This is a genomic window from uncultured Kordia sp. (genome assembly GCF_947496985.1).
Taxonomy (GTDB): Bacteria; Bacteroidota; Bacteroidia; order Flavobacteriales; family Flavobacteriaceae; genus Kordia.
In genome coordinates, this window is record NZ_CANMEZ010000010.1 from 30,696 (window position 1) to 49,299 (window position 18,604).

General features: G+C 33.2%; 15 protein-coding genes. 14 read left to right on the forward strand and 1 reads right to left on the reverse strand.

Going from position 1 to position 18,604, the window contains the following annotated elements:
• Positions 1 to 10 precede the first annotated feature (10 nt).
• The gene (locus Q0828_RS20065; RefSeq protein ID WP_298425591.1) at positions 11 to 760 is read right to left on the reverse strand and encodes a 5'-nucleotidase C-terminal domain-containing protein; all 750 of its coding nucleotides are present in this window, start codon (positions 758 to 760) and stop codon (positions 11 to 13) included.
• A gap of 283 nt (positions 761 to 1,043) precedes the next feature.
• On the opposite strand from Q0828_RS20065, the gene Q0828_RS20070 reads away from it, so the two are divergent.
• The 14 genes from Q0828_RS20070 (at position 1,044) to coaE (ending at position 18,549) form a co-directional block, all read left to right on the forward strand.
• Positions 1,044 to 1,577 carry a hypothetical protein gene (locus tag Q0828_RS20070; protein ID WP_298425594.1) on the forward strand — a complete coding sequence of 178 codons (534 nt, stop codon included), beginning with the start codon at positions 1,044 to 1,046 and terminating at the stop codon, positions 1,575 to 1,577.
• Positions 1,577 to 2,458 carry a 4-hydroxy-tetrahydrodipicolinate synthase gene (gene dapA / locus Q0828_RS20075; RefSeq protein ID WP_298425597.1) on the forward strand — a complete coding sequence of 294 codons (882 nt, stop codon included), beginning with the start codon at positions 1,577 to 1,579 and terminating at the stop codon, positions 2,456 to 2,458. The genes Q0828_RS20070 and dapA overlap by 1 nt, the downstream gene beginning before the upstream one ends.
• A 7-nt stretch (positions 2,459 to 2,465) precedes the next feature.
• Positions 2,466 to 3,386 (forward strand): ion channel, encoded by a 921-nt coding sequence (locus Q0828_RS20080; protein WP_298425602.1) that lies wholly within the window; start codon positions 2,466 to 2,468, stop codon positions 3,384 to 3,386.
• A gap of 526 nt (positions 3,387 to 3,912) precedes the next feature.
• Positions 3,913 to 4,707: an outer membrane protein assembly factor BamD gene (gene bamD / locus Q0828_RS20085; protein WP_298425605.1), complete on the forward strand. Its 795-nt coding sequence runs from the start codon at positions 3,913 to 3,915 to the stop codon at positions 4,705 to 4,707.
• Between the two features lie 9 nt (positions 4,708 to 4,716).
• Positions 4,717 to 5,043 carry a DNA-directed RNA polymerase subunit omega gene (locus Q0828_RS20090; RefSeq protein ID WP_007094529.1) on the forward strand — a complete coding sequence of 109 codons (327 nt, stop codon included), beginning with the start codon at positions 4,717 to 4,719 and terminating at the stop codon, positions 5,041 to 5,043.
• 4 nt (positions 5,044 to 5,047) lie between these two features.
• A complete protein-coding gene (coaBC, locus tag Q0828_RS20095; protein WP_298425613.1) occupies positions 5,048 to 6,259 on the forward strand; it encodes a bifunctional phosphopantothenoylcysteine decarboxylase/phosphopantothenate--cysteine ligase CoaBC in 1,212 nt (403 codons plus the stop codon).
• Positions 6,252 to 7,142, forward strand: a complete 891-nt coding sequence (locus Q0828_RS20100; RefSeq protein ID WP_298425616.1) for a DUF4835 family protein — start codon at positions 6,252 to 6,254, stop codon at positions 7,140 to 7,142. Before coaBC ends, Q0828_RS20100 begins: the two co-directional genes overlap by 8 nt.
• 71 nt (positions 7,143 to 7,213) lie before the next feature.
• Positions 7,214 to 8,869, forward strand: a complete 1,656-nt coding sequence (gene recN / locus Q0828_RS20105) for a DNA repair protein RecN (RefSeq protein ID WP_298425621.1) — start codon at positions 7,214 to 7,216, stop codon at positions 8,867 to 8,869.
• A gap of 92 nt (positions 8,870 to 8,961) precedes the next feature.
• The gene (locus tag Q0828_RS20110; protein WP_298425623.1) at positions 8,962 to 9,777 is read left to right on the forward strand and encodes an SDR family oxidoreductase; all 816 of its coding nucleotides are present in this window, start codon (positions 8,962 to 8,964) and stop codon (positions 9,775 to 9,777) included.
• A 319-nt stretch (positions 9,778 to 10,096) separates the two neighbouring features.
• Positions 10,097 to 11,827, forward strand: coding sequence for an FG-GAP-like repeat-containing protein (locus Q0828_RS20115; protein ID WP_298425625.1), 1,731 nt, complete (start codon positions 10,097 to 10,099; stop codon positions 11,825 to 11,827).
• A gap of 145 nt (positions 11,828 to 11,972) precedes the next feature.
• The gene (locus tag Q0828_RS20120; protein WP_298425627.1) at positions 11,973 to 15,923 is read left to right on the forward strand and encodes a fibronectin type III domain-containing protein; all 3,951 of its coding nucleotides are present in this window, start codon (positions 11,973 to 11,975) and stop codon (positions 15,921 to 15,923) included.
• Between the two features lie 72 nt (positions 15,924 to 15,995).
• On the forward strand, positions 15,996 to 17,003 hold the full coding sequence (locus tag Q0828_RS20125) for a glycosyltransferase (RefSeq protein ID WP_298425628.1): 1,008 nt from the start codon (positions 15,996 to 15,998) through the stop codon (positions 17,001 to 17,003).
• 2 nt (positions 17,004 to 17,005) lie between these two features.
• Positions 17,006 to 17,968 carry a CdaR family protein gene (locus tag Q0828_RS20130; RefSeq protein ID WP_298425631.1) on the forward strand — a complete coding sequence of 321 codons (963 nt, stop codon included), beginning with the start codon at positions 17,006 to 17,008 and terminating at the stop codon, positions 17,966 to 17,968.
• Positions 17,965 to 18,549 (forward strand): dephospho-CoA kinase, encoded by a 585-nt coding sequence (gene coaE / locus Q0828_RS20135; protein ID WP_298425634.1) that lies wholly within the window; start codon positions 17,965 to 17,967, stop codon positions 18,547 to 18,549. The genes Q0828_RS20130 and coaE overlap by 4 nt, the downstream gene beginning before the upstream one ends.
• Positions 18,550 to 18,604 lie beyond the last annotated feature (55 nt).

Genomic DNA, 18,604 nt, shown 5'->3' on the forward strand with positions numbered 1-18,604 from the left:
AATATGTGGTTTATAATTTTACAAATCTGCCATCAAGTTTAGCAGGAATCGTGTCTACAGTTTTAAAATAATCAATCATTGCGTTTCTAATCTTGTAATCTAAAATCTCTAAGGTTACAGGATTTTGAAGGAAATACATTCGATCTCCACCATGTTGTAAGTAATCAGAAGTAACTACAGTATATGTTTTTCCGTCTTCAATAGGTTTTCCATCAATCAACGCTTCATTTACGGTAAAATCGCTATTCAATTTAATCGTTAAGCCAGCAATTGGGTGTGCTCTTTTCGCTTTCGCTAGATAATCCACAAGTACTTTCATATTCTCAGAAGTTAATTCGGCAACCACAATAGAGTTTTCAAAAGGCATTACATTAAAAGCAGTTTGTGTAGTAATTGGCCCTTGTGCAATAGGTGCACGAATCCCACCATGATTTAACAAACATACATCAATACTTTTTCCGGTTCGTTTTTTATATACAGGTTCAGATTGTAATTTTACAAAATCGGCCATTAAATTTCCAATCGTAGTTTCAAACTCACCATCACGTTTATGCATATCTTTCGGTGCATAACTCAGCACTTTTTGCATATCTTCTTGTATACGCTCACGAAACGGTTGGATATATGCTTCAATTTCTTGATTGGCAGTAATAGAATCATTGATGTTAATACGTTTTCCTTCAATTCGGGAAACTTCTTGCTTTTCTTTAGCACAAGCAACAACTAAAAAAACAGCGAATAGTGCAATAATTTTTCTCATATGAATAAAATATGCGGCAAATTATGAAAAATCATAGATACAATTAGTCCTATCTACACTAAAAAATTGTAAACACACACAGTTTTTTTGTGATTCTATGGCAAAAATCAACGTTCGTTGTTAAAAATTGACGCTTATGAAGTATATTTTTCTCTGTCAAAACTTCCTTGTAATTTGCGGTATAACTAACGTTTATGAGGGTAAAAGTTAGATTTAGGTTAGGTTGAATGAGATGTATACATTTTTGGTACATCTCATTTTTTTGTTTAAAAAATGTACTTTTGTGAAGAATCAAATAGCATACATGTTTTTAAAAGCATTACAATACAAGTCCTCTGAAAAAGTATTAACGAAAAAAATAGCGAAAACGATTGCAAAAGAAGTTAATACAAAGCCAATAACTAGCATTGGAATTCTTATCAATGCAGATGAAAATCAGCATGTTCAAGAAGTTATAAATAGTATTAATATCAAGGCAAAAATAAAAGTACTTTGTTATCATAAAAAATTTGTAAAAACACGTGCTGTTGATTACCCTGTTTTTTATGAAAAAGATTTTGGCTGGAAAGGAAAACCCAAAACTGAAATATTAGAAAACTTTTTAAAAACACCGTTAGATTTACTGATTAGTTATTACAATACAGATACATTACCATTACAATTAGTTTCGGGCTTGCATGCGGCAAATTTGAAGGTTGGAATCGCAGGAACAGATCAAGCAATTCAAGATATGATTATTCAAACTAAAGCAACTGAAACAAATATTTTTACAAAAGAACTACACAAATATTTACACATACTTAATAAACTATCATAATGAAGAAATTCATCGGAACTGGAGTTGCATTAGTTACCCCTTTTAATGCAGATCATTCAGTAGACGTTACAGCACTAACAAACATCGTAGCGCATGTTATTGAAGGCGGAATAGAATACTTAGTTGTTTTAGGAACAACTGCAGAAAGTGCTGTCTTAACAGCAACAGAAAAGCAATTAGTAGTAGATACTATTGTAAAGGCAAATAATAAACGTTTGCCAATCATTTTAGGTGTTGGAGGTAACAATACCGAAGCTGTTGTAAATGAACTAAAGACAGCTAATTTAGAACACGTAGATGCAGTATTGTCCGTTTCTCCATTTTATAACAAGCCAACGCAAGAAGGAATTTATCAACATTTCAAAGCAATTGCAGAAGCAAGTCCAAAACCGATAGTTTTATACAATGTGCCAGGTCGTACGGCAAGTAATATGTTGCCAGAAACTGTAATTCGTTTGGCAAATGATTTTGAAAATATTATTGCTGTAAAAGAAGCTGCTGGAGATATTGTACAAGCAATGCGTTTAATTCAAAATGCACCAAAAGATTTCTTAGTGATTTCTGGTGATGATATGATTACATTACCAATGGTTTTTGCAGGTGGAGCAGGTGTGATTTCTGTAATAGGACAAGGATATCCAAAAGAATTTTCGGAAATGGTACGGTTAGGTTTGGCAGGAAAAGTTACTGAAGCAAACAAGCTACATTATAAAATTATGCCTTCAATTGATTATATTTTTGAAGAGGGAAATCCAGCGGGAATCAAAGCCGTATTTGAGAAACTTGAATTGTCAACTGCTACAGTTCGGTTACCATTAGTAGAAGCCTCTCAAGCGCTTAAAGAAAAACTACATACTTTTACAGATCAATTGAATTCATAAAGTTGGAATGGCAACAAACAAAGTAAAAGATCCAGGGCTAGGCGAATCAACGATTACATCGGCAAAACGAATCGTAAACAAAGACGGTTCGTTTAATATAAAACACCTCAATGGAAAAGTTGGAATATCAGCTTTATATGCGTATTTGGTAGATATAAGTTGGTCGCGTTTTTTCTGTCTAGTATTCTTGGCATACTTTGTATTAAACATATTTTTTGCAACTATTTATGTGAGTATAGGAGTTGCATATATTGGAGTAACGCCAAAATCATTTATTGCTGATTTTGTAAGTGCTTTTTTCTTTTCTTCCCAAACGGTAACAACTCTAGGATATGGAGCAATGGCGCCAAAAGGAATATTAGCAGGAATTGTTTCCAGTTTTCATGCATTAATCGGATTGTTAAGTTTCTCGTTTGTAACAGGTTTGTTATACGGACGTTTCTCAAAACCAAAAGCATCTATTGAGTTTAGTGATAATATCATTTACAGAGATTTTAAAGAAGGGAAGGCATTAATGTTTCGTTTGATAAATAGTAAAACAGATGTAATGATCAATCCGCGAATTGTCGTTACACTTGCAATTACAGAAGAAGATGAAGCAAATACATACAAACGTAATTTCTATCAAATAGACTTAGAAAGGGATAAAATTACTTACTTGCCAACAACTTGGACGTTGGTTCATGAAATCACGGAAGATTCACCATTGGCAAAATTTTCAAAAGATGAATTAAAAAAATTAAATGGAGAGTTCCTAATCATGATTACCTATTATGATGAAGCTTTCAATGAAGAAGTATACAAACTTCATTCTTATACATTCAAAGAACTTTTAATGGATGTTACTTTTGAAAAAGCATTCTATTACGATGAAGAAGGCTTTACTGTTTTAGATCATGAGAAATTGAGTAATACAGAGAAAATGTAATGGTTCGTTAATGTAGTGAAGAATCAATATATAAATGTGTTGAGTTCGTGGATTTGAGAATAATAATTAAATCTGACAATTCCTCATTATGAACAATATTTTGAATATCTACTAAATAAATCAAAATGCTTATGCTTGTCAGAAGAAATAAAGACCAAGTAAACACAAGTTCCAAGCGAAGTGTAACGCATGGAGTTTAGTAAATAAATGATGCATTGTAATTTCCTGCAGAGAGGATTGATTTTTGCTTCTTTTTTATCAAAAAAAAGATGAGTAATGAGTTGATTTTAAAAGTGTTACATTGAATATTTCGATTGTTGTGTAAGATAAGCTAATATCGAGATACACTCGTAATCAATCAATAAAAAATCATTAATCTTCCAATGCTTTTAATCATTCTATCTACATTAAAAAGTTAAAACTATGATAAAGACTATAAAAAACAAATATCTAAAGTTAATTTAGCGGCTTAAAAATGTTTTTATAATACATAATAAATACATACTTTTGCAAGATGTTTAAAAATATGAGGAAGTTTCTTTACATACTATTAGTGACAATCACGTTAGCTTCGTGTAGTGAATATCAAAAGGCGTTAAAGTCAGAAGATATAAAGGTTAAATACGAATTGGCTGAACGTTTATATAAAGAAGGGAAATACAAAAAATCGAGCAGACTTTTTGAACAAGTCGTTCCAAGATATCGTGGAAAACCACAAGGAGAACGTGTTACATACATGTATGGACGTACATTATTTGAAATAGAACGTTATTTTGTTTCCGCATATCAATTTGAACGTTTTGCGAAATCATACCCAAAAAGTGATAGTGTACAAAGAGCTTATTTCTATGAAGCAAAAAGCTATTATATGGAATCACCTCGTTACAGTATAGATCAAACTGAGACGAAAAAAGCAATCAATAAATTACAAGCTTTTATCAATAATTACCCAGACTCAGAAGACATGCCAGAAGCAAATAAAATGGTAAGTGAGTTGACGACAAAGATTGAAAAAAAGGCATACGAAATAGCAAAGCAATACAATACAATCGCAGACTACAAAGCATCTATAAAGGCAACTGAAAATTTCCTTTCAGATTTCCCTGGAACTTCATTTCGTGAAGATGCAATGTTTCTTAAATTAGATTCAACGTATAAACTCGCGATAAAGAGTTTTGTTTCTTTGATGGGAGAACGTTTCGAAGAAGCTTCATCAGCTTACAGAACGTTGATAAAATTCTATCCAGAATCAAAATACAAAGAAGAAGCTGATGAAATTATGGCTTCAATTACACAAGAATTAGAAAAACTTTCAAAATAACCCTGAATTATGGTTGATATTAAAAACTTAGACGCTCCAATTAGCACAACAACAGTTGAAAGAAATCAATTTGATGCGCCAACAGACAACATTTATGAAGCGATTTCTGTAGTTGCAAAAAGAGCAATACAAATCAATTCAGAAATTAAAAAAGAATTAATCGAGAAATTAGACGAGTTTGCTACACACAACGATAGTTTAGAAGAAATCTTCGAAAACAAAGAGCAAATAGAAGTATCTAAATTCTATGAAAAGCTTCCTAAGCCACATGCAATTGCAGTACAAGAGTGGTTAGAAGAAAAAATCTACTACCGTAACACTAAAGAAGAAGCATAGTAGTATGTCTATATTAAGCGGCAAAAAAGTTTTATTAGGAGTTACTGCCGGAATCGCCGCTTATAAAACAGCTTCATTAGTACGGTTATTCATAAAAGCAGGCGCAGAAATCAAAGTGATCATGACGCCTGCTGCTAAAGAATTTATTACACCGTTAACTCTATCTACACTTTCTAAAAATCCTGTGCATTCGTCGTTTACCAATGAAACAGACGAAAATGCCGTATGGACAAACCATGTAGAACTTGGTTTGTGGGCAGACTTTATGTTGATTGCTCCAGCAACAGCAAATACAATGTCTAAAATGGCATCAGGAAACAGTGATAACTTATTACTTGCTACATATTTATCGGCAAAATGTCCTGTATATTTTGCACCAGCAATGGATTTAGATATGTACAAACACGATTCTACTAAAAACTCTTTTGAAAAACTAACCAGTTTTGGAAATATTATGATTCCTGCAACTAGCGGAGAATTGGCAAGTGGTTTGGTTGGAGAAGGAAGAATGGCAGAACCTGAAGATATGATTACATTTATTGAAAATGATATCTTAGGCAAGCTTCCGCTGAAAGGAAAAAAAGTAGTCATCACTGGAGGTCCAACTTATGAAGCAATTGATCCTGTACGTTTTATCGGAAATCATTCTTCAGGAAAAATGGGCTTTGAGTTGGCGCGAGCAGCTGCAAACTTAGGGGCAGAGGTTATATTAATAGCTGGACCAAACAATCAAAGTATCAAACATTCTTCTGTAAAAGTAGTGGATGCAATTAGTGGTGAAGACATGTATAATGCTGCACATCACGATTTTCCAACAGCAGATATTGCTATATTATCAGCAGCAGTTGCTGATTATAAACCAAAAGATGTTGCCTCTCAGAAAATAAAAAAGAAGGATTCATCGTTAACTATAGAATTGGTTAAAACAAAAGACATTCTAGCTTCGTTAGGAGCTATTAAAAAAGATCAATTTTTAGTTGGTTTTGCATTAGAAACGAATAATGAATTAGAAAATGCAAAAGGAAAACTCACCAGAAAGAATTTAGACATGATTGTATTAAATTCACTCAACGACAAAGGTGCAGGTTTTGGAAAACCAACAAATAAAGTAACGATAATTGACAAAAAAATGAATACCTTAGCTTTCGGATTAAAATCGAAGGCTGAAGTAGCCAACGATATATTTAGTGAAATTTTAAAGCGAATCAATGCGTAATCTTGTTTTAAGTATCTTATTATTTGGTGCGGTATGTTTTTCTACAGCACAAGAATTGAATTGTCAAATTACAATTGATGCACAACAAGTCAATCAGACAAATCAACAAATTTTTAAAACATTAGAACGTTCATTAACGGATTTTGTAAACAAAAGACAGTGGACAAACAAGAAATATGCGCCTTCTGAACGTATTAATTGTAGTATGGTGATTAATGTTTCACAATACAATTCAGATGAATTTGTAGCTACAATTCAAGTACAATCATCAAGACCGATATACAATTCGTCTTTTGAGTCGCCAGTATTCAACTTTAACGACAAACAATTTAAATTCATATATCAAGAATTTCAACCATTAGTATACAACCCAAATGCGTTTACGGATAACTTAGTAGCAGTAATTGCTTACTATGCTTATGTAATTTTAGGAATTGACGCAGATACATTCAAACTTCGTGGAGGATCAGAATACTATGCGCAAGCACAACAAATTGTAAATCTAGCGCAGCCAACATCATTCTTAGGATGGAAAGAAGCTGACGGAAATCGTACACGTTGGTTATTGTTAGATAATTTACTAAACAATACGCATAAAGAATACAGAACAGTAATGTATAATTATCACAGAGTTGGAATGGACTTAATGGCTGATGATACACGTGCTGCGAAAGGTACAATTGCAAAAAGTCTAGAAATTTTTAAAGCGTTAAACAACAGACGTCCAAATTCTTTTTTATTACAAACTTTCTTTGATGCCAAAGCAGAAGAAATTCAAAGCATCTATTCTGGCGGGCCAAAAGTAAATGTAGTACGTTTGGTGGAAACCTTGAATAGAGTAGCTCCATTTCATGCAACAAAATGGGAAAAAATTAAATTCTGATTCTGGCAAATATTTGATGCAATAGTCTATTTTTGTAACTGAACAAGTTCATCTAATAAAAAACTGTTGCATTGCTCACACAACTATCTATAAAAAACTTCGCGTTAATTGATTCTTTACAAGTCGAATTTGATAAAGGATTAACTATTATTACAGGAGAAACTGGTGCTGGAAAATCAATTTTACTTGGAGGTTTGGCACTTATCTTAGGAAAGCGTGCAGACTTATCTTCTTTAAAAGATACAACACGAAAATGTGTGATTGAAGCCGAATTTTCGATAAAAAAGTACAAGCTAAAAAACTTTTTTGAAACCAATGATATTGATTACGATCATCATACGATTGTACGACGTGAAATATTACCTTCTGGAAAATCAAGAGCATTTATAAATGATGTTCCAGTTCGTTTGGGTGTGTTGAATGCTTTGGGGGATCAATTGATAGATATTCATTCGCAACATCAAACATTACAACTTACGGACAATCAATTTCAGTTTCAAGTCATAGATACATTGGCGAATGTTACGGAAGAAGTTGTGTCATACCAAACACTATTAAACGCGTATCAAAAAAGTAAAAAAGAACTTCAGAAAGTACAAGAAGAACAAGCTGATTTAGAAAAAGAACATGATTATAATATGTTCTTACTAAAAGAATTAGAAGAAGCAAAATTAGAAGGATTGGTTTTGGCAGATGTAGAGGCGCAATACGAACGTTTGAATAATGCAGAAGATATTAAAACTAATTTAAGTGCTTCCGAACAATTATTGTCAGATGAACAAGTTGGAGTATTACATCTAATTTCAGAATTACAAACAACTTCAGGAAAGCTCTCAGATATTGCACCTGAATTTCAACAGCTATCTGAGCGAATCAAAAGTGTATATATAGAATTAGATGATATTTACAGTGAAGTTACCAATCTGCAAGCAAATGCAGAATTTGATCCTGAAATGTTAGAACAGATAGCAGGAAAACTTCAAAAAATATTCGATTTACAAAAAAAGCATAATGTATTAACGGTTGAGGAATTGCTAAGTATTCAAAATGTCTTAGCTGAAAAAGCGCAAGTATCCGAGAATATTGATGATATCATTATTGCAAAAGAAAAAGAATTACAACAATTGCAATCGCAATTAAAAACGATTGCAACTACAATCCATAAAAAACGTATTGCAGGAATTCCAACTCTTACAGAGCAATTAGAAACTATGTTGGGTACTTTAGGAATGCCAAATGCACGATTCAATATAAAAATAGCACAAACAGATCAGTTCCATGCAAATGGAATGGATGATTTAGAATTCTTATTCGCTGCTAACAAAGGAGGGAATTTTAACGAATTGAAAAAAGCGGCTTCTGGAGGAGAGCTGTCACGAGTAATGTTGTGTATTAAAGCAATCTTATCAAAATACATGCAATTGCCAACTATTATGTTTGATGAAATTGATACAGGAGTTTCTGGTGAAGTTGCTAATAAAATGGCAAAAATCATGCAAAATATGGGGAAAAGTATGCAAGTATTCTCTATTACACATTTACCACAAATTGCAGCCAAAGGAAAACAACATTTCAAAGTGTACAAAGAAGATGTGAATGAAGTAACTACAACACATTTAAAACAACTTCAAGACGATGAGCGTGTTCGGGAAATAGCACAAATGTTAAGCGGTGCAAAAATATTAGATTCGGCTTTAGCCAATGCAAAAGAATTACTAAAATCGTAAAACAAAATATTCGATACTTAGAAATCGATCAATTCAATCTTTTACCATATATTTGAACTACCAAACAACTAAAAAGACTAAAATTAACAAGCATGTCATATAACTTATTAAAAGGAAAAAGAGGAATCATATTTGGTGCTTTAGACGAAAACTCTATTGCATGGAAAACTGCTGAACGTGTACATGAAGAAGGAGGAACGTTTGTATTAACAAATGCGCCAATAGCAATGCGCATGGGGAAAATAAGAGATTTAGCAGAAAAAACAGGTTCTGAAATCATTCCGGCTGATGCAACAAGCGCGGAAGATCTTCAAAACTTAGTTGATAAATCAATGGAAATTTTAGGTGGAAAAATTGACTTCGTATTGCACTCAATAGGAATGTCTGTAAATGTTCGTAAGGGAAGACATTACACAGACTTAAACTATGACTGGATGACAAAAGGTTGGGACGTTTCTGCAGTATCTTTTCATAAAGTAATGCAAACATTATACAAAGCTGACGCAATGAGCGAATGGGGAAGTATAGTAGCATTGACATACATGGCTGCGCAACGTACATTCCCTGATTACAATGATATGGCAGATAACAAATCATACTTGGAATCAATAGCGCGTAGTTTCGGATATTTCTTCGGGAAAGATAAAAAAGTACGTGTAAATACGATATCTCAATCACCAACACCAACAACGGCAGGACAAGGTGTAAAAGGGTTTGGCGGATTTATCTCATATGCAGAAAAAATGTCACCACTTGGAAATGCAACAGCATTAGATTGTGCAAACTACACAGTAACATTATTTTCAGACTTGACAAAAAGAGTTACAATGCAAAACCTTTACAATGATGGAGGATTCTCTAACACAGGAGTAAGTCAAGAAGTAATAGAAAGATTCACAGAAGAATAAAAATACGTTACATACATAACACAAAAAATGTCTCTAATAACTTAGAGGCATTTTTTTTGGACTTAATTGTAAGCTTAGATATGTAAAATGTAAACAAATTTCAAATTAATAACTTGTATGATTTCCCTTTATTTATAGGTGTTGAGAAAGTGTTAAAATAGAAGTGAATAACTAAATAGCTAAGTGTTTATATAGAAAAAAACAAGAATTAATATTTGATAGTCAAACAGATAGGTGTAATTAATATTTGTAAAAGAACATATCTTTTAATAGATTAGATATCTCGAACTCAATTTTTTCAAGAAACCAAAAACCGACTATGAATAAACTACTACGTTTCTTTCTTATTATCTGTATTACAATTTTTTCAACAAAAACGTACGCGCAAGCATATTTTGAAGACCAAGCAACGCTGCTTGGAGTAGGAGATATGTGTGGAACAATCTATCTTGGAGGAGGAATTTCTTTCTGTGATTTCAATGATGATGGATGGGATGATATCACAATAGCAACACAAAGTGGCGATCCTTTAAAAATCTATAAAAATAATGGCGATGGGACGTTTTCATTAGAAACGACACTAGATCCAAGTAATAATACACAACAAAAACAAGTCGTTTGGGTTGATGTTGATAATGATGGAGATAAAGATTTATACATAGCAAGTGATGCAAGTGGAAGTAGGCTTTATAGAAATGATATAACGTCTTTAGTAGATATCACAACAAGCTCAGGTTTGCCAACAAATGTATTAGATACTTATGGCGCTTCATGGGGAGATTTTAACAATGATAGTTATTTAGATGTATTCTTATGTAATAGAGGAGAGTTTCAATCACGACAAAACTATCTATATAAAAATAATGGCGATGGAACATTTACAGATGTAAGTACAACAGCAGGAATCAGTACAGGAAGTCATTTGTCATTCTGTTCAGCTTTTTTTGATTACAATAATGATGGTTGGCAAGATATTTATATGGCGAATGATAAGGTGAATACAACGAACATTCTTTATAGAAACAACGGAGACGAAACGTTTACGGATGTGAGTGCTGCATCCGGAACAAACATAGCTATTGATGCAATGTCGGTTACAATTGCAGACTATAACAACGACACTTGGTTTGATATCTATGTAACCAATGGAACAGACGGAAATTACTTTTTAAGAAATAACGGAAACGGAACCTTCTCTAACATTGCGCCAAATACAGGTACTATGTTTAATAGTATAGCTTGGGGATCCGTATTCTTAGATGCAGAAAATGATGGAGATTTAGATTTGTATGTAAGCGGAATGTTTGATGGAAGTAATCCAAGTTTTGCTTCTGCAGCTTTTTATACAAATGGAGGAAGTGATCTTTTTACGATAGAAAGTAGTGCAGGGTTTGTAAATGACGCTAGAGAAAGTTATTCAAATGCAATTGGAGATACCGACAATGATGGTTTTCCAGAAATAGTAGTGAACAATTCAGGAGATGAAAACATATTTCTATGGAAAAATGAAACAACTACCACAAATAACTGGTTAAAAGTAAATCTAGAAGGTGTAGTGAGTAATAAACAAGGAATTGGGGCTGTAATAGAACTTAAGTCAGGAGGATATTCTCAATATCGTTACACAGTTTGCGGAGAAGGTTATCTTGCTCAAAACTCAGGCTCAGAATTTTTTGGAATAGCTGGAAACACACTTATTGACTATGTTAAAGTTACTTGGTTGGGTGGAGCACAAGATATTTTTTATAATGTAACAGCAAATCAAACAATGAATATACTAGAAGGTAGTAGTCCATTAAGTATAGAAGAATTTGAAGAAAACAATAGTTTTACAATATATCCCAATCCAGCTTCTGATGATATATGGATAAATACAGAAATTCAAGAAGACTTTCAATATAAAATTTATGATATGAAAGGTCTTCTTGTAAGTAAAGGAAAAATTGATCATACAAAGTATATAAATGTGTCAAATTTATCAACAGGATATTATCACCTAAAATTGATATCTTCAAGAGGTATATTTAACAAAAGTATAATGTTAAAATAATCTAAAATTAATTGTAGGAAACTCTGTATTTTATGCTTTTCGTCGATAAAAAACAACTTTTTATCGATATTAACATAGTCAAACCGAAAAAAAGGTCGTACTTTTTGCTGATATTCAACTAACTAACAAAAATCAAAACTTTTTTATGAGAAAAATTACATTATTATTTTTAATATTAGTAACAAACTTGGCATTTTCACAGGTATCAATTGGTACAGGAAGTGATGGAGGAAGTACTAATTCTCCCCCAATAAACCCCTATTATGGATTTAGTTATGGGCAATCTATTTATTTAGCTTCTGAAATAAATGCAAATGGTAGTATTACATCTATTGATATTCAGTTAAATGCAGGTGCAGATATATCTTCTGCAGATGAAACTGTAGACGTATGGATTGGTCATACGACAAAATCTATATTTGATTCTACTACAGATTGGGTAGATGTTTCAACATTAACACAGGTACTAACTAGTGGGACAATTACTTCTGCGAGTGATGTGTTGACAATTACATTTACAACTCCTTTCGCATATAATGGAACAGATAATTTAATTATTGCAATAGATGCAAATGAATCAGGTTTTGGAGGAAGCTCTGATTATATAAGATCAACTAATGGACCTACTTCAGCAGTGACATTAATGTATAGAAGTGATAGTACTAATCCTGATCCAACTTCACCTCCAACTGGAACGTTACGTCAGAATAGAGGAAATATAACTTTTAATGGAATCGCTCAAGCTTGTCCATCACCTAGTGCACTTGGAGCAACAAATATCACTTCAACTAGTGCTGATTTAGGATGGACAGAAAATGGAACAGCTGCTCTTTGGAATGTTGAGTTGGTAGATATAACTGGAGGAGGAACTGTAACTGGTACAGCAACTTCTACAGGAGTTACAAATTCATTTAATATTATGGGATTATCTCCAGCAAATGATTATGAATATTATGTTCAGTCAGATTGTGTTGGAGGTGGATTAAGTTCATGGGTAGGTCCTTATGCTTTCACAACAGCCTGTGCAGTTTTTACTCCAGAATACAATGCGGATATGTCTACGAATGTACCGAATTGCTGGGAAGAAGCAGATAATGGAGATTCGTCTTCAGGACCGATGGATTTAGGGAGTGGTTCTTGGACTTCTTCTAATCATGGAGGAACACCGAGTAATAGATTTAATCTATATTTAGCTAATAGAAGTGATTGGATTATCTCTCCAGAATTCGATTTATCAATGGCAGCGCCAAGTGAATTAAAGGTATATGTGGCATTAACAGAAGGTGGTACAAGTGGTTCTGGAGCTGATTTAGGTTCAGATGATAGAGTAAGCTTATTAATGACAACTGATGGAGGAACAACTTGGTCAGCATTAGATGCTTGGGTGCAAGGAAATGTGCCAACTGATATTGGTGAAGAAATTACATATGACTTATCTGCACAAACAGGTACAGTTCAGTTTGCTTTCTTAGCACAAGAAGGACCTGTAGATGATGCAGAAGATATTTATTTCCATGTAAGTAAGTTTCAAGTAAGAGAAACTCCAGCATGTAATGAAATAACAGCTTTAAGTGAAACAGTAACTTCAACAACAGAAGTAACAATCAATTGGACAGCTGGAGCTTCTGAAACTGAATGGACTTATGAATATGGAGTTTCGCCATATACGCAAGGTGGTGGAGGAATGTCAGGTACAGGTACTGTGATGACAACACCTACGCTTGATTTAACAGGATTAACAGAAGGAGAAACATATGATATATATGTACAGGCAAATTGCGGTGGAGATGACAGTTTATATGTGTCATTAACATGGACACAGCCATCTCTTGGGGAAACATGTGCTTTACCAATAGCACTAACAGTAGAAGCGGATTGTTCTACTGCAACTCCAACTACATTAGATTATTCAGCATCTTTTAACTTAGGAACTACGGATCTTTCTTGTGATGCATTTGGAGTAAATGCAGGATCATGGTATGAATTTGTAGCACCAGCTACAGGTAGTGTTTTTGTAAACCTTGTTGGAGAAACAGCAGAATATGCAGTTTACAATGGATGTGGAATGGAAGTAGTATGTAATAGTACAGCCACTAACCAAGGAGAAGTAACAGGCTTAACAGCTGGTACAACTTATCAATTGGCTGTCTGGAAAGATAGTGCTACATCAGGTACTACAGATATATGTCTAGAAGCAATTACTTGCCCTAACCCATCAACTTTAACAGCAACAACTATAACTACAACAACTGCTATTTTAGGTTGGACAGAAACTGGATCAGCTACTGCATGGAATGTTGAAATAGTTGATGTTACTGCCGGAGGGATGGTTACTGGAATGGCTACCAATACGGGAGTTATGAATCCATTTAACGCTACAGGATTGAATGCAAGTAGTGAATATCAATTTTATGTACAAGCTGACTGTGGTGGAGGTGATACAAGTGATTGGATCGGTCCTTTTACCTTTACAACAGCTTGTGATGTTTTTACACCAGATTATGATGCAGATATGTCAGTAAACGTGCCAACTTGTTGGGAAGAAGCTGATAATGGAGATTCTTCTACTGGACCTATGGATCTAGGTAGTGCTTCTTGGTTTGCATCTAACCATAATGGAACAGCAAGTAATGTATTTAATCTTTTCTTAGGAGGAAGAAGCGATTGGATTATCTCTCCTGAGTTTGATTTATCTATGGCTGCACCAAGTGAATTAAAAGTATATGTAGCTTTAACAGAAAATACAACGAATGGTTCTGGAGCAGATTTAGGATCAGATGATAGAGTAAGTTTATTAATGACAACTGATGGAGGTGCAACTTGGTCAGGACTACAAGCTTGGGTACAAGGAAATGTGCCAACTGATATTGGTGAAGAAATTACATATGACTTATCTGCACAAACAGGAACAGTTCAGTTTGCTTTCTTAGCACAAGAAGGACCTGTAGATGATACAGAGGATATATATTTTCACGTAAGTAAGTTTCAAGTAAGAGAAATTCCTTCATGTATAGAACCAAGTGCTTTAACAGCTACAAATATTATGGAAACTAGTGCAGATTTAAGTTGGACAGAAAATGGAACAGCTACTGCATGGAATGTTGAATTAGTAAATTTATCGGCAGGAGGTACAGTTACAGGAACGGCAACATCTACAGGAGTTGCAAATCCTTTTAACCTTACTGGATTGATATCTGCGACTAATTATGAGTATTACGTACAGTCAGATTGTGCTGGAGGGGAAAGTGTTTGGGTTGGACCATTTGCTTTTTCTACACCATGTCCTGGATCTTTTTCAACTTTCCCTATTGATACTGATTTTTCTGTAAATCCTCCTTTATGTTGGACAGAAGCAGAAGACGGGGAAGTAGCAGCAGGACCAACAGGTACAACTTCTGATTGGAAAGCAAACAGAGCATATACAGATGAAGATACAAATGTTATAAATAGTAATGTTATAAATCTATACCAAAATGTAGATAGAGAATGGTTAATTTCTCCTGTATATGATATTCCAATGGGGACTTCTTATAGTTTAGATTTGGAAGTAGCTGTTACTAATTACAGATTTTCAGGAACTAGTACTGCTACAGATACAGATACTATGGGAAGTGATGACGAAGTTCAGCTTTTACAAACTATTGATGGAGGAACAACTTGGACAGTTATTACCACTTGGAATGCTACAAATCAACCTTCAGTTACTGGTAGTAGATTTGTTCATACCTTAACTGGTGTAAGTGGAAATGTTCAGTTTGCTATTTGGGCAAGTGATGGTACTACGGATGATCTTGAAGATTATGATTTCCATATTGGAAAATTCAGTGTGTTGGAAACAGCATCATTATCTGTAAATGAAGTACGTATTGAAGGATTTAAATATTATCCAAATCCAGTAACAAATACTTTGACATTAAAAGCGCAAAAGAATATTCAAAACGTAGCATTCTACAATATGTTAGGTCAAGAAGTGTTAAGAGTTTCACCTAATGCAGTAAGTAAAGAAATTAATACAGCTTCACTAAGAGCTGGGACTTACTTTGTAAAAGTGACAATCAATAATGCAACTGATACTATAAAAATTATTAAGAAATAGTTTCTTAAATAAGTTATTAATAAAAGCCACCAATCGGTGGCTTTTTTTATGTGATTAATTTACTTTTGCGACATGCATACAAAGTTTTCAATAATTGTTCCTGTATATAACAGACCTGATGAAGTAGAAGAACTACTCGAAAGTATTGCCAAACAAACATTTCAAGAAGCATTTGAAGTAGTGATTGTTGAAGATGGTTCTACAATTCCTGCAAAAAATATCATTGAAAAATATAAAAACAAGCTAGATATTAGTTATTTTTTTAAAGAAAACTCTGGACCTGGAGACTCCAGAAATTATGGAATGCAGCGAGCAAAAGGAAATTACTTCTTAATATTTGATTCCGATTGTATATTACCACCACAGTATTTAAGAGAAGTTTACAATGCATTAAAGGAAAACTATTATGAATGTTTCGGTGGACCAGATGCAGCTCATAGTTCATTCACAAGTATACAAAAGGCAATTAGTTATGCAATGACCGCTTTCTTGACTACAGGAGGAATTAGAGGAGGGAAAAAAGCAGTCAACAAATTCCAGCCAAGAAGTTTCAACATGGGGATTTCTAAAGAAGTATTTGAAAAAACACACGGTTTTGGTCAAATTCACCCAGGAGAAGACCCAGATTTAACCATTAGAATATGGAAAGCAGGGTATAACACAACATTACTTCCTGAAGCTTATGTGTATCATAAACGTAGAATTTCATGGGAAAAATTTCATACACAAGTACGTAAATTTGGAATGGTACGCCCAATTCTAAATATATGGCATCCTAAAACAGCAAAACTTACCTATTGGTTTCCAACATTATTCTGTATCGGATTTATAATTTCAATAATTGCAAGTATATTTTTTAAATTTCATTGGTTTTCATTCGCATATGGCGTATATTTTATAGCAATATTAATAGATGCATTAAGAAGTACAAAAAGTATTAAAATAGCAATATTAGCAATGTTGGCAGTTTGTATACAATTTTACGGATATGGAATAGGCTTTTTAAAATCAACAATTGCTCTGAAAATATTTAAGCACGATCCAGAAAAAAGATTTCCTAAACTATTCTTTAAAAAATAACTATGAGTAAAGGGATTAAAAATGTAGTTGCAGAAATGTACAAAGGAAGAAAAATCAATACATTCCTGATTTTCTTCATCATCTCTTTTATGATATGGACGCTTATCAAATTGTCTAATACTTACACGGATACCATCACAATGGATGTAGCGTATACCAACTTAGCTGATGATAAAATTTTACTAGGAAATCAAAAAAACATTATTGAAGCACAAGTAAAAACTACAGGTTTTCGAATGTTGCGACAAAAATTCTTCAAAAATACCATTGAAGTTGATCTTAAAAAAGTAAACAAACTCAAAACAGAAGAAGCATTCTATGTATTAGCTGACGATGCTATCAATAAACACCTCTATCAGGAAACTGAAATTTTAAAAGTATCGCCAGATACATTGTTTTTAAAACTGGGGAAAAATAAAACAAAAGAGGTTCCGGTAATACATCAATTAGAACTCGCATTTGAAAACGGTTATAACTTATATGATTCATTACGAATAGAGCCAAAAAAGATTACGATATCAGGCCCAGAAGATGTTGTAGATGCTCAAAAAGTGGTATATACTGAAATCAGACAAATAGAAGCTATCAATAAAGACATAGCGTTAGATATAAAATTACTGAAAAATGATACCTTAAAGCGTTTAATGTATAGTACATCTAAGGTAAAAGTTGTTGCTAAAGTTGATAAATTTACAGAAGGGAAATTAAGTATTCCATTAACTGTTATTAACTTGCCTAGTGGATATTCTATTAAGTTATTTCCGAAAGAAGTAAACATAACATTTACGGCTAATGTTTCTGACTTTAATGAAATTACAAAAAACGACTTTTCTATTCTCTGTGATTATAAGGACATTCAAAATACAAATGCTTCCTTTTTTATTCCTAAATTGGGAAAACGACCAAAAACAGTAAAAACGTTTCGAATTGATAATAAAAAAATAAATTTCTTAATTAAAAAATGATTGTAGGACTAACTGGAGGAATTGGAAGTGGGAAAACCACAATAGCTAAAATGTTTCATGAACTAGGTGTTTCTATATACATCGCAGACATAGAAGCTAAAAAGTTAATGAATACTTCTGAAGTCATACAGAAAGAACTAATCGAAGCGTTTGGAAAAGAAACCTATAAAAACGGCAAACTGAATAGAAGTTACCTATCTAATATTGTATTCAACCAGCCAGAAGAATTAAAAAAAATAAATTCCATTGTACATCCACGTGTCGGTCAGCACTTCAAAGACTGGTATGCAGCACGTAGCAATGAAAAATATATCATAAAAGAAGTTGCTATTCTATTTGAAAACGATTCATACAAGCAATGCGATAAAATAATAACGGTTGTAGCACCTATTGAAGAGCGTTTTCGTCGAATTATACAAAGAGACAATACCACACGCGAAGCGATACAAGGCAGAATGAATAACCAATGGAGTGATGAGAAAAAAATAACACTTTCTGATTATATCATTCATAATGAAGATCTCGAAAAAGCAAAAGAACAAGTAGCAAAAATTCACCAAGAAATATCGGTGTTTCGCTAGAAAATCTGACAAAATTAACATATTTGTTAAGGTTTGGTTAAAAAGTTAAAATAAC